This window comes from Streptomyces sp. NPDC014861 (assembly GCF_043081625.1).
Lineage (GTDB): Bacteria > Actinomycetota > Actinomycetes > Streptomycetales > Streptomycetaceae > Streptomyces.
The window spans coordinates 730,917-753,889 of record NZ_JBIBWV010000001.1; the positions used below are offsets into that span (position 1 = coordinate 730,917).

The window sequence follows — 22,973 nt, forward strand, 5'->3', positions numbered from 1 at the left end:
CGAGCCTCCGGCCGCACCCCCTCCTCCACCCCTGCCCTCGCCCCGCCTCCGCCTCCGCCTCCGCCCCGACGATCAGGAAGCACCCCTCATGCACCGGACCCTCGGCATCGATCTCGGCACCACCAACTCCGTCGCGGCCTGGATGCGTGACGGCGTCCCCGTCGTCCTGCGCAACCGCGACGGCGGGCAGGCGACCCCGTCGGCCGTCGGCGTCGACCCCCTCGGCACCCTGCTCGTCGGCCAGGAGGCACTCAACTGGCGTTCCGGCGAGCCCGGTTCGGTGATCACGGAGGTGAAGCGGCTGATCGGGCGGCGCTGGGACGACGAGCTCGTCCAGAAGGCGCTGAAGACCCGGCCCGCCGACGCTCCGCCGGTCCGGGAGGGCCCCGACGGCGGGGTGCAGGTCCGGCTCGGGGCGCACTGGCTCTCCCCCGTGCAGGTCTCGGCCGTGCTGCTGCGGAGGCTCAGGAAGGACGCCGAGGACGCGGCGGGAGTGTCGTTCCGGCGCGCGGTGATCACCGTGCCGGCATACTTCGCCGAGCCGCAGTTCGCGGCGGTGCGCGAGGCCGGCCGGCTCGCCGGTTTCCACGTGGCGCGGATCGTGCAGGAACCGACCGCCGCCGCGCACGCGTTCGGGGTGCGGACGGGCGAGGACGGGCTCAAGGAGTACGCCACGGTGCTCGTCTTCGACCTGGGCGGCGGCACCTTCGACGTGTCGCTCCTGACGCTGGGTCCCGGCCACTTCTCGGTGGCGGGGCTCGGCGGGGACAACCTCCTCGGCGGCGCCGACTTCGACGCGCTGCTCGACGGGCACCTGCGGGAGCGGTTCGCGGGACGGGACCACGACGGGGACGGCGACGCCTTCCGGATCCGCGGCGCGGCCGAGCGGACGAAGATCGAACTGTCCGGGCAGGACGCCTCCGAGGTGGTCCTCTCGCCGCTCGGGCGGCAGGGCGGCTCCTGGTCGGGGACGGTCCGGCGAGCCGAGTTCGAGAAGCTCATCGGCGACCACCTGCGCCGGATGCGGGAGACGGTCGAGACCGTCCTCACCGACTACAGCGCGATGCCCGAGGACGTCCAGCGGGTCCTGCTGGTCGGCGGCTCCACCCTCGTCCCGGCCGTCCGGCGCGAGCTCCAGGAGCTCTTCGGCGCGGAGACCGTGTCCGACGCGGTGGACCCGATGACGGCCGTCGCCCACGGCGCCGCCGTGGAGGCCGGTCTCCTCGACGCGCTCGACTGCCCGTCGGCCGTCTGCACCGTCGAGCGCATCCCCGTGGACTCCGAGGCCTGTCCGGGCTGCGCCACCCCGCTGCTGGGCGCGGCCACGGTCGACTGCCCGGGCTGCCACGTACCGGCCCCGGAGTCCACCACCGCCTGCCCGGTGTGCGCCGCGGACCTGTCGGGGCTGCGCGCCGCCGCCCCGACGGTCACGCTCGTCACCTGCCCGGAGTGCGGTCGGGACGACAACCCGGCGACCGCGACGGTGTGCGGGGACTGCGACGCACCCCTGGACACCGGCGGCCTGAAGTGCCCGGGCTGCGGCATGGTCAACGCGCCCGGCCTGAGCGGTTGTTCGAACTGCGGCAGCGATTTCGGCACCGCGCTCCCCGAGCAGATCACCGCCCAGCACATCGGGATCGAGCTCCAGGACGGCACCGTGAAGGTGCTGTTCCCCGGGGGCACCCCGTACCCGACCGAGTGGCACCGGGTGGAGGACCTCGCGATCCGCGGCGACGGCGGCACGTCCGTGCGGTTCAACCTCTGGGAGGGGCGGCACCTGCGCTCCGCACAGCGCAACGACTTCTGCGGCGGCTTCCTCCACGAGCACTCCGAAGGGCTGCGGGGCGAGCTGCCGCTGACCCTGTACGTACGGCTCGACGGCGACCGGACCATCGCGCTCAAGTTCCGCATCGGCGGCGGTGAGGAGCAGGGGGCGGCGCTGCGGCGCAGCATGGTCTCCGCCTCCGTCGGCCGGAAGGCCTCGGCACTGCGGGCCGGTTACGCCGACTTCCTGGACACCTGGCGGCAGGAGCTGACCCACGCCGAGCTCGACGCGCTCACCGAGATCACGGACGACCTCGCGGCCCTCGGCCGGGGCGAGCCCGTGAGCCGGTCCCTCGACGGCTTCCTCGACACCGCCCGCGACACCCTGGACCTGTGCACCCGGGCCAGGAGCGCCCAGGCGGGGGCGCGGATCATCTCCCGGGGCGGGCGCGGGCTGCTGCCGGCCGCGCTCCTGGAGGACCTGCGGAGCGCGGGCGAGGCGGTGAAGGACGCCCGCGAGGCCATGGACATCCCCGCCATGCGGAAGGCCACGGAGCGGGTGGAGGCCCTGTGGCCCGGCATCGACCCGACGGTCCGCACCGCGCTCTACGCGATCCGCTTCGCCGAGCAGAACTCCTACCCGGCCACCCTGCGCACCGAGGTCCTCGCCGCCCGGGACGCGCTGCGCGGCGCCATGGCCCGCGGTGACCGCGCGGCCCAGGACACCCAGCTGGTCCGCCTCGGCCGGCTCGGCGAGCAGGGTCGCGGCCAGTTCGCGGAGGACCGGGACCTCACGACGCCGACGAGCGTCCTGCCGTCCCAGCGGTAGGGCGCTCGTCGGGGGCGCGGGGTCGCCGGCCGCCCGCTCCCCGGGGGGCGTGGGCGGTCAGCCGTCCCAGCGGGTAGGGCGCGGGCCGCCGGGGGGCGCGGGCCGCCGGCCGTCCCCTCGCGGGGGCGCGGGCGGTCAGGCGCCCGGCATCGCTATCCGCCGCCGGGCATGACCCCGCCGCCCTTGAGGCGTTCGAGGTCGGATGCGCGGGTCTCGATGACGAAGAGGGCGATCAGGGCGGCGACGACGGCGAAGATCGCCGCCGTGACGAAGCCCGCGGAGACGCCGGAGGTGAGGACCTGGTCGGCGTAGGGCGGCGGGAGCTCGCCGGTACGGGCGAACTCGGCCTTCTCCAGGGGGCCCGCCTGGGACAGGAAGGCGGGCACCTGCACCTCGGCCTCGTCGCGGCTGTACGTGCCGAAGACGGTGACCAGGATCGACAGGCCCAGCGAACCGCCCACCTGCTGGGTCGCGTTGAGGATGCCCGACGCGGCGCCGGCCTCCCGCTGCTCGACGTTGGACAGCGCCATGATGGTCAGCGAGACGAACATCAGGCCCATGCCGAGGCCGAAGACCAGGATCGGCCCGAGGATGCTGCCGCTGTAGGTCGAGTGCACGTCGGTGAGGGTCAGCCAGGCGAGTCCCGCCGCGGCGAGGAGCGAACCCGTCACCATGAAGGGCTTCGGCCCGTAGCGGGGCAGCAGGTTGGAGGTCAGGCCCGCGCCCACCGCGATGATCGCGCTGACCGGCAGGAAGGCGAGGCCCGTGCGCAACGGGCTGAAGTCCAGAACCTGTTGGACGAAGAGGGTCAGGAAGAAGAACATCCCGAAGATCGCCGCCGCGAGGCAGAGCATGATCGCGTAGGTGCCCGAGCGGTTCCGGTCGGCGAACATGTGCAGGGGCGTGATGGGCTGTTGCGAGCGGCGCTCGATCAGGATGAAGGCCGTGAGGAGGACCACCGCCGCGACGAACGAGCCGATCGTGAGCACATCGCGCCAGCCCTCCTGGGCGGCTCGGATGAAGCCGTACACGAGGGCGACCATGCCGAGGGTGGCCGTCAGGGCACCGAAGAGGTCGAAGTGGCCGGGATGGCGTTCGGACTCCTTGACATGACGAGGTGTCAGCAGTGCGATGACCAGGGCGATCGGCACGTTGACGAAGAAGATCCAGCGCCAGTCGAGCCACTCCACCAGCATGCCGCCGGCGACCAGTCCGATCGCGCCGCCGCCGGCCGAGACGCCCGCGAAGACCCCGAAGGCACGGTTGCGCTCGGGGCCTTCGTCGAAGTTCGAGGTGATGAGGGCCAGCGAGGTCGGCGAGGAGATGGCGCCGCCGACACCCTGGAGGGCCCGGGCGGCGAGGAGTTGCCACTCGCTCTGGGCCAGGCCGCAGAGCAGGGAGGCGAGCCCGAAGAGCAGGACGCCGAAGATGAAGACCCGGCGCCTGCCGAGGATGTCGCCGGCGCGGCCGCCCAGCAGGAGGAGACCGCCGAAGGTCAGCGTGTACGCGTTGACCACCCAGGCCAGGCTCGTGGTCGAGAAGTCCAACGAGCGCTGGATGTCCGGAAGCGCGATGTTGACGATGGTGATGTCGAGGACGACCATCAGCTGGCAGGAGGCGATGACGAAGAGCGCGATGCCCTTGCCGTCGCCCGAGCCGGTGGAAGTCGGGTTCACCGCCGGAGTCTTCGGCTTCGGTGTGCTACTCATGATTCGTTCATGGCGCAAGCGCCCTCACCGCAGGAGCCGTGGGCCGGTCGGTCCACCTTTCGACCCTAAGCCCGGCCCCCGCTGACGACCAGTCGATCAAGCACCGCCCGCATCCGTCGCCACCAGGCGCCGGACGGGGCCCAGTTCGGCCGGTACGACCCTCCGCGCAGAGACGTTCTCGAGCCGTACGACCGCCATCGACGGCCATCGACGGCCATGCCGGTCCGGTGCCTCGTCCCCGCCACTCGACGCCGTACGCGTGCGGCCGCGCATCGTACGCCTGAAGCCCGAGACCGCACCTCCGCACTACCGTGCCTCCACGCCCCCACACCCCTGCACCCCTGCACTCCCGCACGCCCGCACTCCCGCACCTCCGCACCCCTGCCCGCCCGCACCCGCACCCTCGCACCCCCGCACCCCTCGCACCCGGCGGCGCCCCGGGGCGCCCCGGCGGCGCCCCGCCCTCGGCCCTCCCCCGCCAGGTGCTTCGGTCGGGTTCGGGTGAGAATGCGGGCATGTGGGCTCTCTTCGACGCCCTCGGGCGTCCCGGTCGCCGTCCCCGGCCCGGACCTGGCGGTGCCGCGACCCCGCCTTGTCGCGGACTGATGACGTACGTCATGCATTCGATACGTCCTGGTATCGGCCCCCGGGCCGACGGCGGAGGGCAGGGACCATGGAGCTGACCCCCTCCGGACACACCGACGCCTTCGCCCGGGAGCGGCTGCCGCCCGCCGCCCAGTGGCCCCGGCTGGTCTTCGGGCTGCCCGGTCTCGCCTACCCCGAACGGCTCAACTGCGCCGCCGAACTCCTCGACACCACGACGGAACGGTTCGGCGCCGGCCGGCCGGCCCTCCACGACGGGGACGGCGGCGTCTGGAGCTACGGCGAGCTGCGCGCGCACGTGGACCGGATCGCCCACGTGCTCACCGGCGACCTCGGCCTGCGACCCGGCAACCGGGTGCTGCTGCGCGGGCCGACCACCCCCTGGCTCGCCGCCTGCTGGCTCGCGGTCGTGAAGGCCGGGGGGATCGCCGTCTCCGTCCCGCCCCAGCAGCGGGCCGCCGAACTCGCCTTCGCCGCCGGGACGGCCGCCTGTTCCCTGGCACTCTGCGCCGCGGAGGCCCTCGACGAGCTGCGGGCCGCCGGCATACCGGGCCTGACCGTCGTCCCGTACGGCGGCGACGGCCCCGACGACCTCCTCGCCCTCGCCGCCCGCCGGACCGGCCGCCCCTACCGGGCGGCCGACACCGCCGCCGACGACGTGGCCCTGATCGCCTTCACCTCCGGCACCACCGGCCGCCCCAAGGGCTGTGTCCACTTCCACCGCGACGTCCTGGCCGTCGCCGACACCTTCTCCGCGCACGTCCTGCGGCCCCGCCCGGACGACGTCTTCGCCGGCTCCCCGCAGCTCGCCTTCACCTTCGGCCTCGGCGGGCTGCTGTTCTTCCCGCTGCGCGCCGGGGCCAGCGCCGTCCTGCTGGACCGGGCCGGGCCCCAGCAGCTGCTCGCGGCGATCGGCCGGCACCGGGTCTCGGTGCTCTTCAGCGGCCCCACCGTCTACCGGCTGATGCTCCGCCTCCTCGACGCGGGGTCCGGCGCCGACCTCTCCTCGCTGCGGCGCTGCGTCTCCGCCGGCGAGAACCTCCCGGAGGCGGTGTGGACCGCCTGGTACGCCCGGACCGGCCTCCGGCTCATCAACGGCATCGGCGCCACCGAGCTGCTGCACATCTTCGTCGCCGCCGCCGACTCCGACAGCCGCCCCGGCACCACCGGCCGGCCGGTGCCCGGCTGGCAGGCCGCCGTCCTGGGCCCGGACGGGCGGCCGGTGCCGGACGGGCGGGAGGGACTGCTCGCCGTCCGCGGGCCGGTCGGCTGCCGCTATCTGGCCGACGGCCGCCAGACCGAGTACGTCCGGCACGGCTGGAACCTCACCGGCGACCGGTACGTCCGCGAGCCCGGCGGCCGGTTCCGCTACGTCTCCCGCGCCGACGACATGATCATCTCGGCCGGGCACACCATCGCCGGCCCCCAGGTGGAGGAGGTCCTGCTCGCCCATCCGGACGTCGTCGAGACGGCGGTCGTCGGCCGGCCGGACCCGGTGCGGGGCGAGGCCGTCACCGCCTACGCGGTGGTACGCGAGGGGGTGGCGCGCGACGCCGCCACCGCCGCCGCGCTGCGCGCCTTCGTCCGCGCCCGGCTCGCCCCGTACAAGTCCCCCCGCGCGGTCGTCTTCGTCGACGCCCTCCCCCGTACCGCCACCGGCAAGCTCCAGCGCCACCGCCTGCGCGACGACGCCCCCGGCCCCAGCCCGGAGCCGGACCGGCGCGGAGCGGAGCCGGGGCGACGAGACGCGGAACCGGACCGCGGAGCGGAACCGGACCCGCGCGGCACGGAACCGGGGCGGCGAGAAGCGGACCCGAGGCGGCGCGGCACGGAACCGGACGCGCGCGGCACGGAACCGGGGGCGGACCGGAGCCGCCGGGCCGCCCCGCACGGCCTAAAGTGATCACGTGGCCGAGCAGCACACTCCCCGTTCCCTGATCGTCTCGCTCTACGGCGCCTACGGCCGACCGTCCGAGGAGACGCCGATGCCGGTCGCCGCGCTGATCCGGCTGCTCGCGGCGGTCGGCGTGGACGCGCCCTCGGTGCGCTCCTCGGTGTCCCGGCTGAAGCGGCGCGGACTGCTGCTGCCCCGCCGGACCCCCGACGGCTCGGCCGGATACGCCCTCTCCGACGACGCCCGACGCCTCCTGGAGGACGGCGACCGGCGGATCTACGCCCGTACGGAACCCTCCCTGGCGGACGGCTGGGTCCTCGCCGTCTTCTCGGTCCCGGAGCAGGAGCGGCACAAGCGGCACCTGCTGCGCTCCCGGCTCGGCCGGCTCGGCTTCGGGACGGCGGCGCCGGGCGTCTGGATCGCGCCGGCCCGGCTGTACGAGGAGACCCGCAACGCCCTGGAGCGCCTGGAGCTCTCCGCGTACGTGGACTTCTTCCGCGGCGAGCACCTGGGGTACACGGCGACGGCGGAGGCGGTGGCCCGCTGGTGGGACCTGCCGGCGATCGCCCGGCTGCACGAGGAGTTCCTGGCCGGCCACGAGCCGGTCCTCGCGGCCTGGCGGGCGGCGCCGGGGCGCCCGGCGGAGGACGCCTACCGGGACTACCTCCTCACCCTGGACGCGTGGCGCCGGCTTCCGTACGCGGACCCGGTGCTGCCGGCCGAGCTGCTGCCCGCCGGCTGGCCGGGGCGGCGGTCGGCCGAGGTCTTCGCGGAGCTGCACGCGCTGCTGTGGGAGCGGGGCGCGGAGCACGTACGGGCGGTGGAGAAGGACCTGTAGGGCGGACCGTCGCGGCGGCACACGACGTACCGCCTCCGGCGCCCGGCGCCCGGTCACCCGATCGCCCCCACCACCCCCGACGCACGGGCCACGGGCCAGAACCACGGCCACGACACGCGCCGGCCCGCGGCACCGCCGGCAAGCGGCACCCACCGGCCCGCGGCACCGCCGGCAAGCCGCACCCGCCGGTCCGCGGCACGCGTCCCGCGCCGCACGGGCGGCCCCGAAGGTCCCGCCCCGGCGGTGACTTGGGTCCCGCGGAGCCGGGAGGGGGGTCCCGCGAGGTCGGGAGGGGGGCCTCTGTGGCCGGGAATCGACCCCCCTCTAAGGTTAAAACCAGGACGTCTCGGGTCGTCCCGCTCCGTTCCCCCGTCGCCCGTCCGCCCCCCGGCCCAGGGAGCCTGCCCCCATGCCCGAAGTCACCGGTGCCTCACCCGCCGCGCCAGGAGCCTGTTGGCGGATCCGGCTGCCCCGTACGACCGCCGCCGTCCCGCTCGCCCGGGCCCTGGTCCGCGACGCCCTCGACGGGAGCGACGCCGCCGTCGCCGACCGGCCCGACCGCGACACGGCGGAGCTGCTCACCGCCGAACTGGTGGCCAACGCGGTCGAGCACACCTCGGGCGACGGGCCCATCGAGCTGGTCGTGGAGCTGCTGGCCGCGCCGGACGGCTGCCAGATCGAGGTGCACGACCCCGATCCCGCCCGACCCGGCCGGCTGGTCTGCCCGGATCCGGAGGCCGAGGTGGATCCCTGGCAGGAGCACGGCCGGGGGCTGCTGCTGATCCGGGCGCTCAGCAGCGACTGCGGCCACCGACCGACCGCGGGCGGCAAGGCGGTGTGGTTCACGCTCCCCCGGGTGCCCGCCCGGCGGAGCCTTCGGCGGGCGTGAGCGCGAGGCGGGAGCGGCGGCGCCCGTAGACGGCGTACAGCACGGCGCCGGCCACGAGGAAGCAGGCGAAGACGAGCCAGGTGCGCCAGCCGGTGCCCCAGACGAGGTAGAGGCAGAAGCCGATGCCGAGGACCGGGCTCAGCGGGTACAGCGGCACCTTGAACGAGCGGGCGAGGCCGGGCTCGCGGCGGCGCAGCACCATCACCGCGAGGTTGACCACGGCCATGATCGCGAGGGTGCCGATGGTGGTGAGGCCGACGACCACGTCGAGCGGGGCGAAGGCGGCCGGGACGGCGAAGACCCCGGCCACGATCCACGTGTTGGCGACGGGGGTGGAGGTCTTCGGGGAGACCCGTTCGAGGACCCGGGGCATCAGGCCGTCGCGGGACATCGCCATCAGGATGCGGGTCTGGCCGTACATGACGGCGAGGACGACGGAGGCGATGGCGACGACCGCGCCGAAGGCGATGATCCCGCCGCCGACCGAGGAACCGGTGACCTGGTCGACGACGAGGGAGAGCGCGGCCGGCTTGTCCGCGACCTCGTCGGCGCCGAGCGCGCCGATCGCGGCGAGGGCGACCGCGCAGTAGAGCACGGTGACGACGCCGATGCAGACGAGGATGGCGAGCGGGATGTTCCGGCGCGGGTTCTTCACCTCCTCGCCGGCGGTGGTGATGGCGTCGAAGCCGATGTACGAGAAGAAGGCGACCGAGGCTCCGGCGGTGATGCCGCCGACGCCCTCGGTGGCGAACGGCGAGAGGTGCCCGGCCTGGAAGGCGGAGAAGCCGATCGCGCAGAAGGCGATCAGGATGCCGATCTTGAGGACCGACATGGCGGCGGTGGCGCGGGCGCTCTCGCGCACGCCCCTGACCAGGAGGGTCGCGGCCATCAGGATGACGACGACGGCCGGGAGGTTGACCACCCCGCCCTCGGTGGGGCCGGCGGCCAGCGCGTCGGGCAGCCGGAGGCCGGTGAGGCTGTGGAGGAGCTCGTCGAGGTACTGGCTCCAGCCGACGGCGACCGCGGAGACGGAGACGCCGTACTCCAGGAGCAGGCACCAGCCGACGAGGAAGGCGGCCCGCTCGCCGAGGCTCGCGTAGGCGAAGGAGTAGGAGGAGCCCGAGACGGGGATCGCGCCGCCGAGTTCCGCGAAGGAGAAGGCGGTGAACACGCAGGTGATCGCGGCGAGGACGAAGGAGACGACGACCGCGGGTCCGGCCTCGGCGACGCTGTCGGCGAGGCCGACGAAGATGCCGGTGCCGACGATCGCCCCCACGCCGAAGCACACGAGCTGGAAGAGGCCCATGGTGCGTCTGAGGCTGTGGCCTTCGAGGTCACCGCCGGATTCGGCGATCAGCTGCTGGGGGGACTTGATCCGCGAGAACATCGGCACTGCTCTCATCTCTGGTCTTGCCGGTGGTGCCGTTCTTGGCCGTACATGCGTCAGGGGGGTCCGGGCATATGTGCCCGGACCCCCCTGAAGCAGGACGATCCTACGCTCCAGCGGACCCCGCCATGGTCGCGACGAGGACGGCCTTGATGGTGTGGAGCCGGTTCTCGGCCTCGTCGAAGACGACGGAGTGCTCCGACTCGAAGACCTCGTCGGAGACCTCCAGCTCGGTCAGCCCGTGCCGGTCGTGCACCTCGCGGGCGACCTTCGTGCCCAGGTCGTGGAAGGCGGGCAGGCAGTGCAGGAACTTCACGTCCGGGTTCCCGGTGGCACGCAGGACGTCCATGGTGACGGAGTACGGGGCGAGGGCGGCGATCCGCTCGTCCCACACCTCCTTGGGCTCGCCCATCGAGACCCACACGTCGGTGACGACGAAGTCGGCGCCCCGGACACCGTCGGCGACGGACTCGGTGAGGGTGAGCGTGGCGCCGCTCGCGTCGGCGAGCTCGCGGGCGGCGGCGACGACCTCCTCGGCCGGCCAGTACGCCTCGGGGGCGACGATCCGCACGTCCATGCCGAGCAGGGCGCCGGTGACGAGGTAGGAGTTGCCCATGTTGAAGCGGGCGTCGCCGAGGTAGGCGAAGGTGATGCCGTCCAGCGGCTTCTCCGTGTGCTCGGCCATGGTGAGCACGTCGGCGAGCATCTGGGTGGGGTGCCAGTCGTCGGTCAGACCGTTGAAGACGGGGACGCCGGCGAAGGCGGCCAGCTCCTCCACGGTGGCCTGGCTGTCGCCCCGGTACTCGATGCCGTCGAACATGCGGCCGAGCACCCGGGCGGTGTCCTTCACCGACTCCTTGTGCCCCATCTGGGAGCCGGAGGGGTCGAGGTAGGTGGTGGTGGCCCCCTGGTCGGCGGCGGCGACCTCGAAGGCGCAGCGGGTGCGGGTGGAGGTCTTCTCGAAGATCAGGGCGATGTTCCTGCCGCGCAGCCGCTGCGTCTCGTTCCCCGCCTTCTTCGCGGCCTTCAGCTCGGCGGCGAGGTCGACCAGGCCGCGGAACTCCTCGGCGGTGAAGTCCAGCTCCTTGAGGAAGTGGCGGCCGGAGAGGTGAAGGGCCATGAGGGGCGCTCCTGAGATGCGGTCGGGCGGGTACGGGGAGAGACCTTGGAAGTGTATACATAACACAGCATGCTTATACAGCCCTCCGGGTGTCCCTCCGCTCACACCGGATCCCGCACCACCGGGCAGCTCATGCAGCGCGGACCGCCCCTCCCGCGCCCCAGTTCGCTCCCCGGGATCTCGATCACCTCGATGCCCCGCTTCCGCAGATGCGTGTTGGTCGTCACGTTCCGCTCGTACGCCACCACCACCCCCGGCTCCACCGCCAGCACGTTGCAGCCGTCGTCCCACTGCTCACGCTCCGCCGCGTGCACGTCCTGCGTCGCCGTCAGCACCCGCACGTCCTGGAGCCCCAGCGCCGCCGCGATGGCGCTGTGCATCTGCTCCGGCGGATGGTCGGTCACCCGCAGTGCCTGCCCCTCGTCACCCGGCTCGATCGTGTACGAGCGCAGCATCCCGAGCCCCGCGTACTGGGTGAACGTGTCGCCGTCCACCATCGTCATCACCGTGTCCAGATGCATGAAGGCCCGCCGCTTCGGCATGTCCAGGGCCACGATCGACCGCGCCGAACCCGCCGCGAACAGCCCCCGCGCCAGCATCTCCACCGCCTGCGGGGTGGTCCGCTCGCTCATCCCGATCAGCACCGCGCCGTTGCCGATGACCAGCACGTCACCGCCCTCGATCGTCGACGGATAGTCCGCCTGCCCCTCCGACCAGTGGTGGAACGGCCCCGCCTCCGGGCCCGTGAAGAGCGGATGGTGCTTGTAGATCGCCTCGAAGTGGACCGTCTCCCGCTGCCGCGCCGGCCACCGCATCGCGTTGATCGACACCCCGTCGTAGATCCACGCCGAGGTGTCCCGGGTGAACAGGTGGTTCGGCAGCGGACCGAGCACGAAGTCGTCGAGGTCCAGCGCGTGGAACCGGACCGACGTCGGCTCCCGGTGCTCCGCCAGGAACTCCCGCTTCGTCATCCCGCCGACCAGGGCCTCCACCAGGACCCCGGTGTCGAGCGAGTCGAACGCCGCCCGCAGATGGTCGGCGGCGAGCGGCCCGTACTCCTTCTCGTCGAAGACCCGGTCCAGGACCAGCGCCCGCGCCGCCGGCACGTCGAGCACCTCCCTCAGCAGATCGCCGAAGAGGTGCACCTCGACCCCCCGGTCGCGCAGCACGTCCGCGAACCCGTCGTGCTCCTGACGGGCCCTCCGCACCCACAGCACGTCGTCGAAGAGCAGGGCGTCCTTGTTGGTCGGGGTCAGCCGCTTGAGCTCCAGATCGGGGCGGTGGAGGATCACGCGGCGGAGCCGGCCGGTCTCGGAGTCGACATGGAATCCCATGGCCCCATCCTGACGGAGCGAACCGCCGGACGCGTGACCCACGCACGACCGAATTCCGGCGAACCGCCCGGGCCGTGACCCTTCTCCTCCCCCGGCATCGGGGACCTGTCACGCACCTACGGGGAGCGGGGCCCGTGGCCGGGGGCGGGGGCCCGGGGGGCGGGGCCCGGGGCCGGGGGCCCGGGGGGCGGGGCCCGAGGCCGGGGCCCAAGGCCGGGGCCCAAGGCCGGGGCCCGAGGCCCGAGGCCGGGGCCCGGGGCCGGGGGCCGCGGCCCGGGGGCTGTGGCCCGGGGCCCGAGGGGCCGTGGGCCGGAGCCCGGAGCCCGGAGCCGGGCCCGGGGCCCGAGGCCCGAGGCCGGGCCCGAGGCCGGGCCCGAGGCCGGGCGCCCGGCCGCCGGGGGCCTACAGCCTCGGGTCCACCGGCTCCGACTCCAGCGCCAGCACCGCGAAGACCGCCTCGTGCACGCGCCACAGCGGCTCGCCGGCCGCCAGCCGGTCCAGCGCCTCAAGGCCGAGCGCGTACTCGCGCAGGGCCAGCGAACGCTTGTGGCCGAGGTGGCGCTGCCGCAGCCGCGCCAGGTTCTCCGGACGGGTGTACTCGGGGCCGTACACGATCCGCAGGTACTCCCGGCCCCGCACCTTCACTCCCGGCTGCACCGGGCGGCCCGAGCCGTCCTGGACGAGCGCGGCCAGCGGCTTCACGACCATGCCCTCGCCGCCTGCGCCGGTCAGCCCGAGCCACCAGTCGGTGCCCGCTCGGACGGACGCCTCGTCGCCGGTGTCGACCACGATCCGCCGCGTCACCTGGAGCAGTCCGGTCGGATCGTGCTCCACCAGCCGGTCCAGCCACCCCAGCTGCGTGTCGTGCGGTACGTCCGCGAGCGACCGCCCGCGCCCCGCGAGCACCTGGAACGGCGCGAACCGCACCCCCTCCAGGCCCTTCGTCGGCCAGCAGTAGCGCCGGTACGCCTCGGTGAACGCCCCCGCGTCCACCGCCCGTTCGCGCTGCGCGGCCAGCAGGACGTCGAGCCCCTCGACCCCGCGCGCGACCGCCGCCTCCAGCGCCCGTACGGCCTGCGGGAGCACGGCCCCGGACGCCGCGCCGACCGCCGCGTACTGGTGGCGCAGCAGCCCGCCCGACTTCAGCGACCACGGCATGAGTTCGCCGTCGAGCAGCAGCCAGTCCGTGTCGAGCTCCTCCCACAGCCCCGCCGCGCCGACAGCCGTCCGCAGCCGGGCGAGGACCTGCTCGGTGGCGTCCCCGTCGTCGAAGAACGGGCGTCCGGTACGGGTGTGCAGCGCGCCCGTCGGCCCGTCGACGCCGAACCGCTCCCGGGCCGCGTCCGCGTCCCGGCAGACCAGCGCCACCGCCCGCGAACCCATGTGCTTCTCCTCGCACACGACCCGCCCGACACCGTCCGCCCGGTACTGCGCGAAGGCCTCCGCGGGGTGCTCCAGGTAGCCCTCCGCGCTCGCGGTCGGAGTCGGCGCCATCGTCGGCGGCAGGTAGGCGAGCAGCCGGGGATCGACCGCGAACCGGCTCATGACCTCCAGGGCCGCCGCCGCGTTCTCCTCCCGCACCGCCACGCGGCCCATGTGCCGGGTCTCCACCGTCCGCCGCCCGTGGACGTCGGCCAGGTCGAGCGGCCGGCCCTCGTGCCCGCCCGGCGCGTCCGACGTCAGGGGGCGGGCCGGCTCGTACCAGACCTTCTCCGCGGGCACGTCGACGAGCTCGCGCTCCGGCCACCGCAGCGCGGTCATCCGCCCGCCGAACACGGCACCCGTGTCCAGGCAGATCGTGTTGTTGATCCAGGACGTCGTCGGCACCGGCGTGTGCCCGTACACGACCGTGGCCCGGCCCCGGTACTCCTCCGCCCACGGGTACCGCACCGGAAGCCCGAACTCGTCCGTCTCGCCGGTGGTGTCACCGTACAGCGCGTGGGAACGGACCCGGCCCGACGTACGCCCGTGGTACTTCTCCGGCAGACCCGCGTGGCAGACCACCAGCCTCCCGTCGTCCAGGACGTAGTGGCTCACCAGTCCGTCGATGAACTTCCGCACCTCGTCGTGGAATTCGGCGGGCTCGCGCTCCAGCTGCTCGACGGTCTCGGCGAGCCCGTGGGTCAGCTGGACCTTCCTGCCCTTCAACCAGCGCCCGAGCTTGTTCTCGTGGTTGCCCGGCACGCAGAGCGCGTTCCCGGCCGCCACCATGCCCATCACCCGGCGCAGCACGCCCGGCGAGTCCGGCCCCCGGTCGACGAGGTCGCCGACGAAGACCGCCGTACGCCCCTCCGGGTGCGCGCCGTCCACGTAGCCGAGCCGGCCGAGCAGCGTCTCCAGCTCGCTCCGGCAGCCGTGGATGTCACCGATGATGTCGAACGGACCGGCCAGGTGCCGCAGGTCGTTGAACCGGCGCTCCGTACGCACCTCCGCCGCGTCCACCTCCTCGGCCGAGCGCAGCACGTGGACCTTGCGGAACCCCTCCCGCTCAAGACCCTTCAACCCGCGGTGCAGTTCGCGGCGGTGACGGGGGATCACGTGATCGGGCAGGCCGGCCCGGTCGGGCCGCAGCGCGTTCCGCGCCCGGCAGACCGACTCGGGCAGGTCGAGCACGATCGCGATCGGCAGCACGTCGTGCGCCCGCGCCAGCTCCACCAGCTGCCGGCGCGCCTCGCGCTGCACGTTGGTGGCGTCGACGACGGTCAGCCGGCCGGCCGCGAGCCGCTTGCCGACGATGTAGTGCAGCACGTCGAAGGCATCGCGGGACGCCGACTGGTCGTTCTCGTCGTCCGCGACGAGCCCTCGGCAGAAGTCCGAGGACACCACCTCGGTCGGCTTGAAGTGCCGCCGCGCGAAGGACGACTTGCCGGAGCCGGTCGCGCCGACGAGCACGACGAGGGACAGATCGGTGACGGGCAGCACCCGCCGCCTCCCGCCGACGGCGTCACCCTCGGCCGCGCCGGTCGCGCCGGCCGCACCGGCTCCGCCGCTCGTACCGGCCGTCTCGGCGGCATCAGCCCCGTCGATCGCATCACCCGTGTCGATCACATCGCCCGTGTCGGTCGTGTCGGTCGTGTCGGTCGTGTCGGCGCTCATGCCCGGTCCCCCTTCGCCTTCTCGTCGTCTTCCGTTCCCGTGCGCGTGAACACGGCCATCTGCGTCGGCGGACCGACCTCGGGGTCGTCCGGCCCGACCGGCGCGTACGCCACGCCGTACCCGTACCGTCCGGCCACGCCCTCGGCCCACTCCCGGAACTCCGCCCGGGTCCACTCGAAGCGGTGGTCGCCGTGCCGGACGTGCCCGGCGGGCAGCGATTCCCAGCGCACGTTGTACTCGACGTTCGGCGTGGTCACGACGACCGTCCGGGGCCGGGCCGAACCGAACACCGCGAACTCCAGGGCCGGCAGCCTCGGCAGATCCAGGTGCTCGATCACCTCGCTCAGCACGGCCGCGTCGTACCCGGTCAACCGCTTGTCCGTGTACGCGAGCGAGCCCTGCACCAGTGAGACCCGGGCGGCCTGCCGCTCCCCCATCCGGTCCAGCCGCATCCGGCGCGCGGCCACGGTCAAGGCCCGTACCGACACGTCCACGCCCACGATCTCCGTGAACCGGACGTCCTTCAGCAGCGCCTGCACCAACTGCCCCTGCCCGCAGCCCAGATCGAGGACCCGGGCGGCACCGGCCGACCGCAGGGCGGCCAGGATCGCGGTACGCCGCTGCTCGGCGAGCGGCACCGGCCGCTCCTCCGTGTCACTCGTCTCGTCCACAGCGTTGTCGACGTCCTCGACGTCGAGCCCGTCGACCTCGGCCAGCCGGAGCAGCTCCAGCCGCTCCGACGCCTCCCGCGCGAGACCTCGGCGGCGCGACAGGTAGCGGGTGGTGATCAGCTCCCGCCGGGGGTGCGCCGCCAGCCAGCCCTCGCCGGCCCGCAGCAGCTTGTCCACCTCGTCGGGCGCCACCCAGTAGTGCTTGGCGTCGTCGAGGACCGGCAGCAGGACGTAGAGCTGGTTCAACGCGTCCGCGAGCCGCAGTCCGTCGCCCTCCAGCACCAGCCGCACGTACCGCGAGTCGCCCCACTCGGGGAACTCCGCGTCCAGCACGACCGGTTCGGCCTCCACCGTCGACCAGCCCAGCGGCCCGAAGAGCGCCCGGACCAGCTCCGCGCCACCCCGCGCGGGCAGCACCGGCACCTCGATCCGCAGCGGCAGAGGTTCCGCCGCCCGCTCGGGCAGCGCCCGGCACACGCCGTGCAGCGCCGTCTTGAAGACCTGCGCGAGGGCGACCGCGAGCAGCGAGGACGCCGCGTAGGGCCGGTCGTTCACGTACTGCGCGAGGGCCGCGTCCGGGGCGCCGCCCCGGCCCTTGCCCTTGCCGCGGCGCACCAGCGCCACGGGGTCCACCTCCAGGAGCAGCGCCGCGGTGCAATGCTCCGCGGTGGCCTCGGGGTAGAGCACGTGCGCGGTGCCGTGCGAGGTCGAGAACGCCTGTGCCCGCTCGGGATGCTTGTGCAGCAGGAATCCGAGATCGGTCGCGGGTCGCTCCGGGGTGCCGGTGGTACTGATCGTCAGGAACACGCTTCCGAGTATGAACACGCCCCCACCCCGCCCACCAGGCATTTTCCGGGGTCTCGGCGACTGCGAGGATGCCTGCATGGACGACACCGCGACGGACGACGAGCTCTTGGCCCTCCTGCGGGCGACGATCACCGCCCGCCACCCCGACGAGCGGACCGCGATCACGCCCCTCGTCTGCCCGGCCTGCGACTGGAACCGCTTCGAGGTCGTCGCCGACGAATGCTTCTGCGAGGGCTGCTGCCTCCCTCTCGGCATCGAGGACGGCGGCGTCCACCCGAACGGCTACCCCTGGCGCCTCTCCCCCGCCCACCCCCACCCCTCCCCCACCTCCCCGGCCCACCCCTCCTCCGCCCACCCCTCCTCCTCCCAGCCCTCCCCTGTCCTCACCTGCCCCGACGGCCACGACCTCTTCGAGGCCGCCCTCGCCCTCACCACCACCCCGCCCGACGAACCCCGCCGTCTCTCCCTGGCCCTCCGCTGCGCGGACGACGGCACCGTCCTCCTCCACATCGACAACGCGACGATCACCCCCAGGCCCTGCCCGTGCCCCCCGGGAACCCACGTCCAGGCACCCACCCCGGCGCCGAGGCCCTAGCCGTTCACCCCCCACCCCCACCCTCTCCCGCCTCCCCCTCCCCCTCTCCCCTCGCTCCGGCGAGGGCGGCGATCGTCTCCGGCCCGACCCGACAGCAGCCGCCCACGAGCCTGGCGCCGGCCGTGACCCACGTGGCGGCGAGGGCGGGGGCCTCGGCCGGGCCGAAGACCGCCGGGCCGCGCCAGCCGCCGGCCCGGGCGTCCCAGAACTCGCCGCTGTTCGGGTAGGCGAGCCCTGGTTTGCCACTGACCGCGACCCCGAGGGCCACCGCCTCCGCGGCCTCGGCCGGGTCGCAGCAGTTGACGCCGACCGCCGCCACCTGATCGTTCCCGGCCGCCACCGCGAAGGCCTCGGCCAGGTCCTGGCCGGCCCTCGTACGACCGCCTTCCACCGTGTACGAGAGCCACACCGGCACCCCGCACCCGGCGACCGCCCGCAGCAGCGCCTCCGCTTCGTCGGCGTCCGGCACCGTCTCCAGGGCCAGGACGTCCGGCCCCGCCTCCGCGAGCGCCGCCACCCTCGGACGGTGGAAGCGCTCCAGCGCCCGCACCGACAGCCCGTACCGTCCCCGGTACTCGCTCCCGTCGGCCCGCATCGCCCCGTACGGCCCGACGGAGGCCGCCACCCAGACCTCGCCCCGCCCCGCCACGCGAGCCAGCGACACGCTCCGGCGCAGGAGCGCCGTCGTGGCCTCGCGGCCGAGGCCCCGGCGGGCGAAGCCCTCGTAGGTGGCCTGGTAGCTGGAGGTGATCAGCACCTGGGCACCGGCCCGGACGTAGGCGGTGTGGGCCGCCTCGATCTGGTCGGGCGCGTCGGCCAGCAGCCGCGCCGACCAGAGCGCGTCCGACAGGTCGCGGCCCTGGGCCTCCAGTTGGTTGGAGAGCCCGCCGTCGAGGACGAGCACGCCGTCGGCGAGCGCCTGCGTGAACGTCCGGGCCGGTGTCATCGGCTGCTCACCCCAGCTGCGGCGCGACCTGCGCGGAGATCAGCTCCAGGTGGTCCAGGTCGTCCAGGTCGAGGACCTGGAGGTAGACCCGGGAGGAGCCGACCGCCGCGTACCGCCCGAGCTTGTCGGCGACCTCGGCGGGCGAGCCCGCGAGGCCGTTGGCCTTGAGTTCCTCCACCTCCCGGCCGATGGCGGCGGCCCTGCGCGCCACCTCGGCGTCGTCCTTGCCGACGCAGACGACCAGAGCGTTGGAGTACACGAGGTCGTCGGCGCGCCGGCCGGCCTCCTCGGCGGCGGCCCGGACGCGTCCGAACTGCCGCCGGGTGTCCTCCAGGGAGGCGAACGGGATGTTGAACTCGTCCGCGTACCGCGCCGCCAGCCGGGGCGTGCGGGTCGCGCCGTGGCCTCCGACGAGGACCGGGATCTTGTTCTGGGCGGGCTTGGGCAGGGCGGGCGAGTCGGTGAGGCGGTAGTGCTTCCCCTCGTAGGAGAAGGTCTTGCCGACCTCGGTCTCCCACAGGCCCGTGACGATCGCCAGCTGCTCCTCCAGCCGGCCGAACTTCTCCTTCGGGAACGGGATGCCGTACGCGGTGTGCTCCTCCTCGAACCAGCCGGCGCCGAGGCCGAGTTCGATCCGTCCGCCGGACATCTGGTCGACCTGGGCGACCTGGATGGCGAGGACGCCCGGCAGTCGGAAGGTGCCGGCGGTCATCAGGGTGCCGAGACGGATCCGCCGGGTCTCGCGGGCGAGGCCCGCCAGCGTGATCCAGGCGTCGGTGGGGCCGGGCAGCCCGTCGGACGAGCCCATGCGCAGGTAGTGGTCGGAGCGGAAGAAGGCGTCGAAGCCGAGCTCCTCCGTGGCGCGGGCCACCCGGAGGAGGGTGTCGTAGTCGGCGCCCTGCTGGGGTTCCGTGAAGATGCGAAGATCCATACCTCCATCCTGCACCGAAGGGTGCGTGTCAAGCCGCGCGTCAGCGCGCGGTGCCGTCCGGCTCGGTCGGGTGAATATCCGTCCCCCCTGGCGGGACGCGTCACCGCTGGCCAGTGACCGTGACCGGGGCTCGTCGTTTGCCGGGGCGGAGCCGGACCGCCCGGCCCGCGTGCCGGCGGCAGCAGCCGGTGCGTCGTTCTTCTCCCGTGTTCCCGCCCACGCCGGCCGGGGCCCGGGGCGAGGAGGCCGCGATGTCCCAGGAAGCCGCGCCGGAGCAGGCGCTGCCCGAGCAGCCGGTGCCGCAGTCCGTGCCCGACCAGCCGGGCCCCGGAACCCCGACCGGAGCCCCGAAGGGACTGCTCCAGCAGATGGAGGAGCTGATGGCGGCGCTCTCCGCCGACCTCTCCCAGCTGGACGCCGACCTCCAGTCCTCGGTCGACCGACTGGAGCCGGAGGCGGCGCCCGAACCTGAGGCCTCTCCCGAGCCGGAGGCGACCCTCGGCCGTCCCGCCGACGACGAGGGCCGTGAGGTCCGTGAAGGCCATGAGGTCCGTGAAGGCCGTGCCGGCCACGAGGACCGTGACCGTGGTGCGGTCCGTGGCAATCATGCGGACCGCGATGGTCATGAGGGCCGCGACAGTCGTGAGGGCCGCGCCCCCGGAGGATACGGCGAGCCGCAGCGCTGATCCTCCCCTCCCTCGCTGCCCGGGCCCGGGACCCTCAACGGTCCCGGGCCCGGTCGCGTCCCCGCTCCCGCTCCCGCTCCTCCTCCTGGTCTCGGGCCCCGTCCCGCTCCGTCTGCCTCGCTCCACCGGTCTGCCGATCCGGATCCGGATCCGTCCCGGAGCCCGGGGACGAGGACGGGTCTGAGTACGGGGACGAGGACGAGGACGGGCCTGAGTAGGGGGACGAGGACGGGTGCGGGTCCGGGTCTGGGCCCGTCCCCAAGGCCGGGCCGAGGTCCGATCCCGGTCTCCGCCCCGACCCCGGCCCCAGGCCGGCACCCGTATTCGGATCCGGATATGGATACGGGTCCCGCTCGGGCTCGGGGGCCGTGCGGGGTGTCGGGTTCCTCGGGTGTGAGGTGGTCGACGGGGGGCCGACGCGGCTCGGGGGCGGGTCGGGAGGGCGGGCCCGGCCCTGTTCTCGGACCTCGAGGCGCCGGAGCATGCCGCGGACACGGTCGCCCGCTTCGTCCGCCGCGTCGATGGCCTCCATGCACTGCCAGTACAGGCCCTCGTCGTCGGTGACCGAGGCCACGCCGACGAGGGCGATGCCGACCTCCCCCAGGAGCTCACCGAGAGCGGTGAGCGCCGAGCGCGGGTCACCGACCTCTGTGAGCCGGGCGGCGCGGGGCCCGGCCGTGCCCCACGCCGGGTACTCCCCGGCCTCGCTGAGCCCCCGTGCCTCACCGCGCAGCTCCAGCGGTCCGCAGAGCGCGAGGTGACTTCCTATCGCCTGGGCGAGGGCCCGCGCCTGCCAGGCCTCCGCCACGATGTCGTGTGCTGTCCCGCTCTCGGCCAGCGCGTGCAGGCCGGCCAGGACGAGTCGCTCCGCTTCCATCAACTCCGGCCCCGTTCGTGCGACTTGCTGTTCCCTTCAGTCCACTACCCAGAGTGAGGCCGCCTGAGCCCCCGCACCAGAGGAATTCGGAAATCTGTGGACAGGCAGCTCGATCGAGCGAAAGCGATCACTCCGAAGAGTGACGATCAACGCTATTCCTGTCCGACTCGTCCGTTCCGCCCCTTCTGCGGGCCGGGAAACGGAGCTCGTTCCGGTCGATCTTGGCGGCGAGAGCGGCGAGCGGATCGATCCCCAGCCCCTGACAGAACTGGAGGAGGTAGGCGAGGACATCGGCGACCTCGTCGGCGACCCGGTACGCGGAGTCCGGGTCCTCCATCACCTTCTCCGCCTCCTCGGGCGTCAACCACTGGAAGATCTCCAGGAGTTCGGCCGCCTCGACGCTGAGCGCCGCCGCCAGGTTCTTGGGCGTGTGGTACGGCTGCCAGTCGCGCGCCGCCGCGAAGTCGGCGAGCCGACGCTGGAGCCCGGCGACGTCGTGCCCGCCACCGCCCTCGTCCACGCAGCCGCCCTCGCGCCCGCCGACGTCCTCATGCCTGTGCTCGTGCTCGGTGTCCGTCACGACGTCAGGTCTACCACCGCGACCCCGGCCGTCCGCCTGCCCTGCGCCGCCGCGTTCTCCCCGACCGAGCCAACAAGCCGGATGTGGCCGTCGGCCGCGATGGTCGCGGTGAGCTCGAGGAGGGCGGCGACCTGACGGGAGTCGAGTCCCCTGTCGAGGTCGTCGGTGAGGAGGGTGAGGCACTGCATGGCGTCCGGGACCTCGGCGATCCGGTCCATGGCGTAGACGCCCGGACCGGTGAGTAGCGTCAACGCGAGTGCGAGATACCGGAGTTCACCGTCGCCGAGCCGGTCGAGCGGGGTGGCGGGGCGCTCGCCACGGGCGAGGAGTGCCTGGACGGTTCCGTCGGGCAGCTCCCGCACGCCGATGCCGGTGACCGGACCGGCGCAGCCCGCCGAGGCGACGCCCGCCAGGCGCTGATGACGGCGCGGGCAGGCGTTGTGGGTGCGGTGCAGGACCCCGGCGAGGTTCGAGCAGTCGCGCAGCAGCCGGCCCTCACCGGGGAGGACGGGAGCACGCATCCTGCCCGGCGCGGGGACGCAGGGGAAGAGCGAGCGGAGGCCGACCAAGGTCTGTTCGGCGGCGGCGAGCACTTCGCGCTGCCCCTCGGTGGCGCCCGCGACGCGCAGCGGAAGGAGAGCGGTGCCGAGGAGGTCGTCGGGGAACGGGGCGCGGGTGACGGGGGTGCTGCCGGCGGTCAGCCAGGCGGCCTGGACGGTGGTACGGCCCGGATCCCTGAGAGCGGTGGTGAGGAGGGTGCGGCCGTGGCGGGTGAGGCGTTCGCCGACGATGCGGAGTTCGGGTTCGGCCTGGACGGCGAGGTCGAGCCGAACGGGGCCGACAGGTCCGTCGACCGTGCAGCCGATGCGGAAGCCACGGCGCCCCTGCGCGTCGGGCTGCGCGCTCTCGGGGACGCAGGAGGCAGGGTCGGGGAACACCTCCCCGAGTGGCTCCCCCGCGCCGAGCCGGGCCAGCGCCTCGTACGCGCCGAGGACGGTGGACTTGCCGCTGCCGCTCGGTCCGGCGAAGAGGGTGACGGGACCCAGCGGGTGGACGGCACGCCGGAGCCCGGCGTAGGCCGAGAGGCGCAGCTCGCTCACGACGGGCCGCACGACGACCTGCGCCTCGGCCCCGGACGGGGCTCCCCGGCCAGGAGGCGTGGGGGCGGGCGTCGGGGCCGATGCCGAGGCTGGAGTGCGGGTGAGGGTAGGGGTGGTGGAGGCAGGGGTGGTGGAGGCAGGGGTGGTGGGGGCAGGGGTGGTGGGAGTACGGGTGGGCACGCTCGTACGGGCTCCGGCGCCGGCAACGCCCGTACCGGATCCCGCACCCGCCCTCGTCCCGGATCCCGCCTCCCTCCCGGATCCCGCACCCGACCCCGCAGTGGATCCCGTACGGGAACCCTCACCCGAGCCCGCAG

General features: G+C 74.0%; 15 protein-coding genes and 2 pseudogenes. 6 read left to right on the forward strand and 11 right to left on the reverse strand.

The features are described 5' to 3' along the window. The first annotated feature begins 88 nt into the window (after positions 1 to 88). The gene (locus ACF1BN_RS03155; RefSeq protein ID WP_392329841.1) at positions 89 to 2,593 is read left to right on the forward strand and encodes an Hsp70 family protein; all 2,505 of its coding nucleotides are present in this window, start codon (positions 89 to 91) and stop codon (positions 2,591 to 2,593) included. 152 nt (positions 2,594 to 2,745) lie between these two features. Here the strand turns inward: ACF1BN_RS03155 and ACF1BN_RS03160 are convergent, their stop codons facing one another. After that, positions 2,746 to 4,302: an MFS transporter gene (locus tag ACF1BN_RS03160; RefSeq protein ID WP_392329842.1), complete on the reverse strand. Its 1,557-nt coding sequence runs from the start codon at positions 4,300 to 4,302 to the stop codon at positions 2,746 to 2,748. Between the two features lie 673 nt (positions 4,303 to 4,975). Here ACF1BN_RS03160 and ACF1BN_RS03165 point away from each other — a divergent pair. From ACF1BN_RS03165 to ACF1BN_RS03175, 3 genes are all read left to right on the forward strand, one after another. Further along, positions 4,976 to 6,808 (forward strand): AMP-binding protein, encoded by a 1,833-nt coding sequence (locus ACF1BN_RS03165; protein ID WP_392329843.1) that lies wholly within the window; start codon positions 4,976 to 4,978, stop codon positions 6,806 to 6,808. A 4-nt stretch (positions 6,809 to 6,812) separates the two neighbouring features. Continuing rightward, positions 6,813 to 7,637 (forward strand): PaaX family transcriptional regulator C-terminal domain-containing protein, encoded by an 825-nt coding sequence (locus ACF1BN_RS03170; RefSeq protein ID WP_392329844.1) that lies wholly within the window; start codon positions 6,813 to 6,815, stop codon positions 7,635 to 7,637. Between the two features lie 409 nt (positions 7,638 to 8,046). Next, positions 8,047 to 8,526, forward strand: coding sequence for an ATP-binding protein (locus tag ACF1BN_RS03175; RefSeq protein WP_392329845.1), 480 nt, complete (start codon positions 8,047 to 8,049; stop codon positions 8,524 to 8,526). Here the strand turns inward: ACF1BN_RS03175 and ACF1BN_RS03180 are convergent. The 5 genes from ACF1BN_RS03180 to ACF1BN_RS03200 form a co-directional block, all read right to left on the reverse strand. Further along, positions 8,480 to 9,928: an amino acid permease gene (locus ACF1BN_RS03180; RefSeq protein WP_392329846.1), complete on the reverse strand. Its 1,449-nt coding sequence runs from the start codon at positions 9,926 to 9,928 to the stop codon at positions 8,480 to 8,482. The two genes, ACF1BN_RS03175 and ACF1BN_RS03180, sit on opposite strands and share 47 nt — an antisense overlap. Positions 9,929 to 10,019: 91 nt before the next feature. Continuing rightward, positions 10,020 to 11,033, reverse strand: coding sequence for an ornithine carbamoyltransferase (gene argF, locus ACF1BN_RS03185; protein ID WP_392329847.1), 1,014 nt, complete (start codon positions 11,031 to 11,033; stop codon positions 10,020 to 10,022). Between the two features lie 101 nt (positions 11,034 to 11,134). Next, positions 11,135 to 12,367, reverse strand: coding sequence for an arginine deiminase (locus ACF1BN_RS03190; RefSeq protein WP_392329848.1), 1,233 nt, complete (start codon positions 12,365 to 12,367; stop codon positions 11,135 to 11,137). Positions 12,368 to 12,769: 402 nt separating this feature from the next. Beyond that, positions 12,770 to 15,463, reverse strand: coding sequence for a polynucleotide kinase-phosphatase (locus ACF1BN_RS03195; RefSeq protein WP_392329849.1), 2,694 nt, complete (start codon positions 15,461 to 15,463; stop codon positions 12,770 to 12,772). Then, the gene (locus tag ACF1BN_RS03200; protein WP_392329850.1) at positions 15,460 to 16,941 is read right to left on the reverse strand and encodes a 3' terminal RNA ribose 2'-O-methyltransferase Hen1; all 1,482 of its coding nucleotides are present in this window, start codon (positions 16,939 to 16,941) and stop codon (positions 15,460 to 15,462) included. Before ACF1BN_RS03200 ends, ACF1BN_RS03195 begins: the two co-directional genes overlap by 4 nt. Positions 16,942 to 17,017: 76 nt before the next feature. On the opposite strand from ACF1BN_RS03200, the gene ACF1BN_RS03205 reads away from it, so the two are divergent. After that, positions 17,018 to 17,536, forward strand: a complete 519-nt coding sequence (locus ACF1BN_RS03205) for a hypothetical protein (protein WP_392329851.1) — start codon at positions 17,018 to 17,020, stop codon at positions 17,534 to 17,536. A 4-nt stretch (positions 17,537 to 17,540) separates the two neighbouring features. Here the strand turns inward: ACF1BN_RS03205 and mmuM are convergent, their stop codons facing one another. Together mmuM and ACF1BN_RS03215 are read right to left on the reverse strand one after the other, a co-directional pair. Beyond that, entirely contained in the window at positions 17,541 to 18,482 is a 942-nt protein-coding gene (mmuM, locus tag ACF1BN_RS03210) for a homocysteine S-methyltransferase (protein WP_392329852.1), read from the reverse strand. 7 nt (positions 18,483 to 18,489) lie between these two features. Next, positions 18,490 to 19,413 carry an LLM class F420-dependent oxidoreductase gene (locus ACF1BN_RS03215; RefSeq protein ID WP_392329853.1) on the reverse strand — a complete coding sequence of 308 codons (924 nt, stop codon included), beginning with the start codon at positions 19,411 to 19,413 and terminating at the stop codon, positions 18,490 to 18,492. A gap of 251 nt (positions 19,414 to 19,664) precedes the next feature. Between ACF1BN_RS03215 and ACF1BN_RS03220 the strand changes: the two are divergent. Continuing rightward, positions 19,665 to 19,871 (forward strand): annotated as a pseudogene (locus ACF1BN_RS03220) (hypothetical protein); the annotation flags it as partial. Between the two features lie 634 nt (positions 19,872 to 20,505). Here ACF1BN_RS03220 and ACF1BN_RS03225 read toward each other — a convergent pair. The 3 genes and pseudogenes from ACF1BN_RS03225 to ACF1BN_RS03235 all read right to left on the reverse strand — a co-directional run. Beyond that, positions 20,506 to 20,976 (reverse strand): annotated as a pseudogene (locus ACF1BN_RS03225) (DUF6099 family protein); the annotation flags it as partial. A 127-nt stretch (positions 20,977 to 21,103) separates the two neighbouring features. Continuing rightward, positions 21,104 to 21,496: a nucleotide pyrophosphohydrolase gene (locus ACF1BN_RS03230; protein ID WP_392329982.1), complete on the reverse strand. Its 393-nt coding sequence runs from the start codon at positions 21,494 to 21,496 to the stop codon at positions 21,104 to 21,106. Between the two features lie 56 nt (positions 21,497 to 21,552). After that, complete coding sequence (locus tag ACF1BN_RS03235) at positions 21,553 to 22,668, reverse strand: ATP-binding protein (RefSeq protein WP_392329854.1); 1,116 nt, start codon at positions 22,666 to 22,668, stop codon at positions 21,553 to 21,555. Positions 22,669 to 22,973: the final 305 nt, after the last annotated feature.

What these genes read in the sequence shown, in the direction of transcription:
- ACF1BN_RS03180 (WP_392329846.1), bottom strand. Translation starts at nt 9,928, where the DNA reads ATGAGAGCAGTGCCGATGTTCTCGCGGATCAAGTCCCCCCAGCAGCTG.
- ACF1BN_RS03215 (WP_392329853.1), bottom strand. Translation starts at nt 19,413, where the DNA reads ATGGATCTTCGCATCTTCACGGAACCCCAGCAGGGCGCCGACTACGAC.
- ACF1BN_RS03190 (WP_392329848.1), bottom strand. Translation starts at nt 12,367, where the DNA reads ATGGGATTCCATGTCGACTCCGAGACCGGCCGGCTCCGCCGCGTGATC.
- ACF1BN_RS03160 (WP_392329842.1), bottom strand. Translation starts at nt 4,302, where the DNA reads ATGAGTAGCACACCGAAGCCGAAGACTCCGGCGGTGAACCCGACTTCC.
- ACF1BN_RS03175 (WP_392329845.1), top strand. Translation starts at nt 8,047, where the DNA reads ATGCCCGAAGTCACCGGTGCCTCACCCGCCGCGCCAGGAGCCTGTTGG.
- mmuM (WP_392329852.1), bottom strand. Translation starts at nt 18,482, where the DNA reads ATGACACCGGCCCGGACGTTCACGCAGGCGCTCGCCGACGGCGTGCTC.
- ACF1BN_RS03165 (WP_392329843.1), top strand. Translation starts at nt 4,976, where the DNA reads ATGGAGCTGACCCCCTCCGGACACACCGACGCCTTCGCCCGGGAGCGG.
- ACF1BN_RS03155 (WP_392329841.1), top strand. Translation starts at nt 89, where the DNA reads ATGCACCGGACCCTCGGCATCGATCTCGGCACCACCAACTCCGTCGCG.
- ACF1BN_RS03195 (WP_392329849.1), bottom strand. Translation starts at nt 15,463, where the DNA reads ATGAGCGCCGACACGACCGACACGACCGACACGACCGACACGGGCGAT.
- argF (WP_392329847.1), bottom strand. Translation starts at nt 11,033, where the DNA reads ATGGCCCTTCACCTCTCCGGCCGCCACTTCCTCAAGGAGCTGGACTTC.
- ACF1BN_RS03205 (WP_392329851.1), top strand. Translation starts at nt 17,018, where the DNA reads ATGGACGACACCGCGACGGACGACGAGCTCTTGGCCCTCCTGCGGGCG.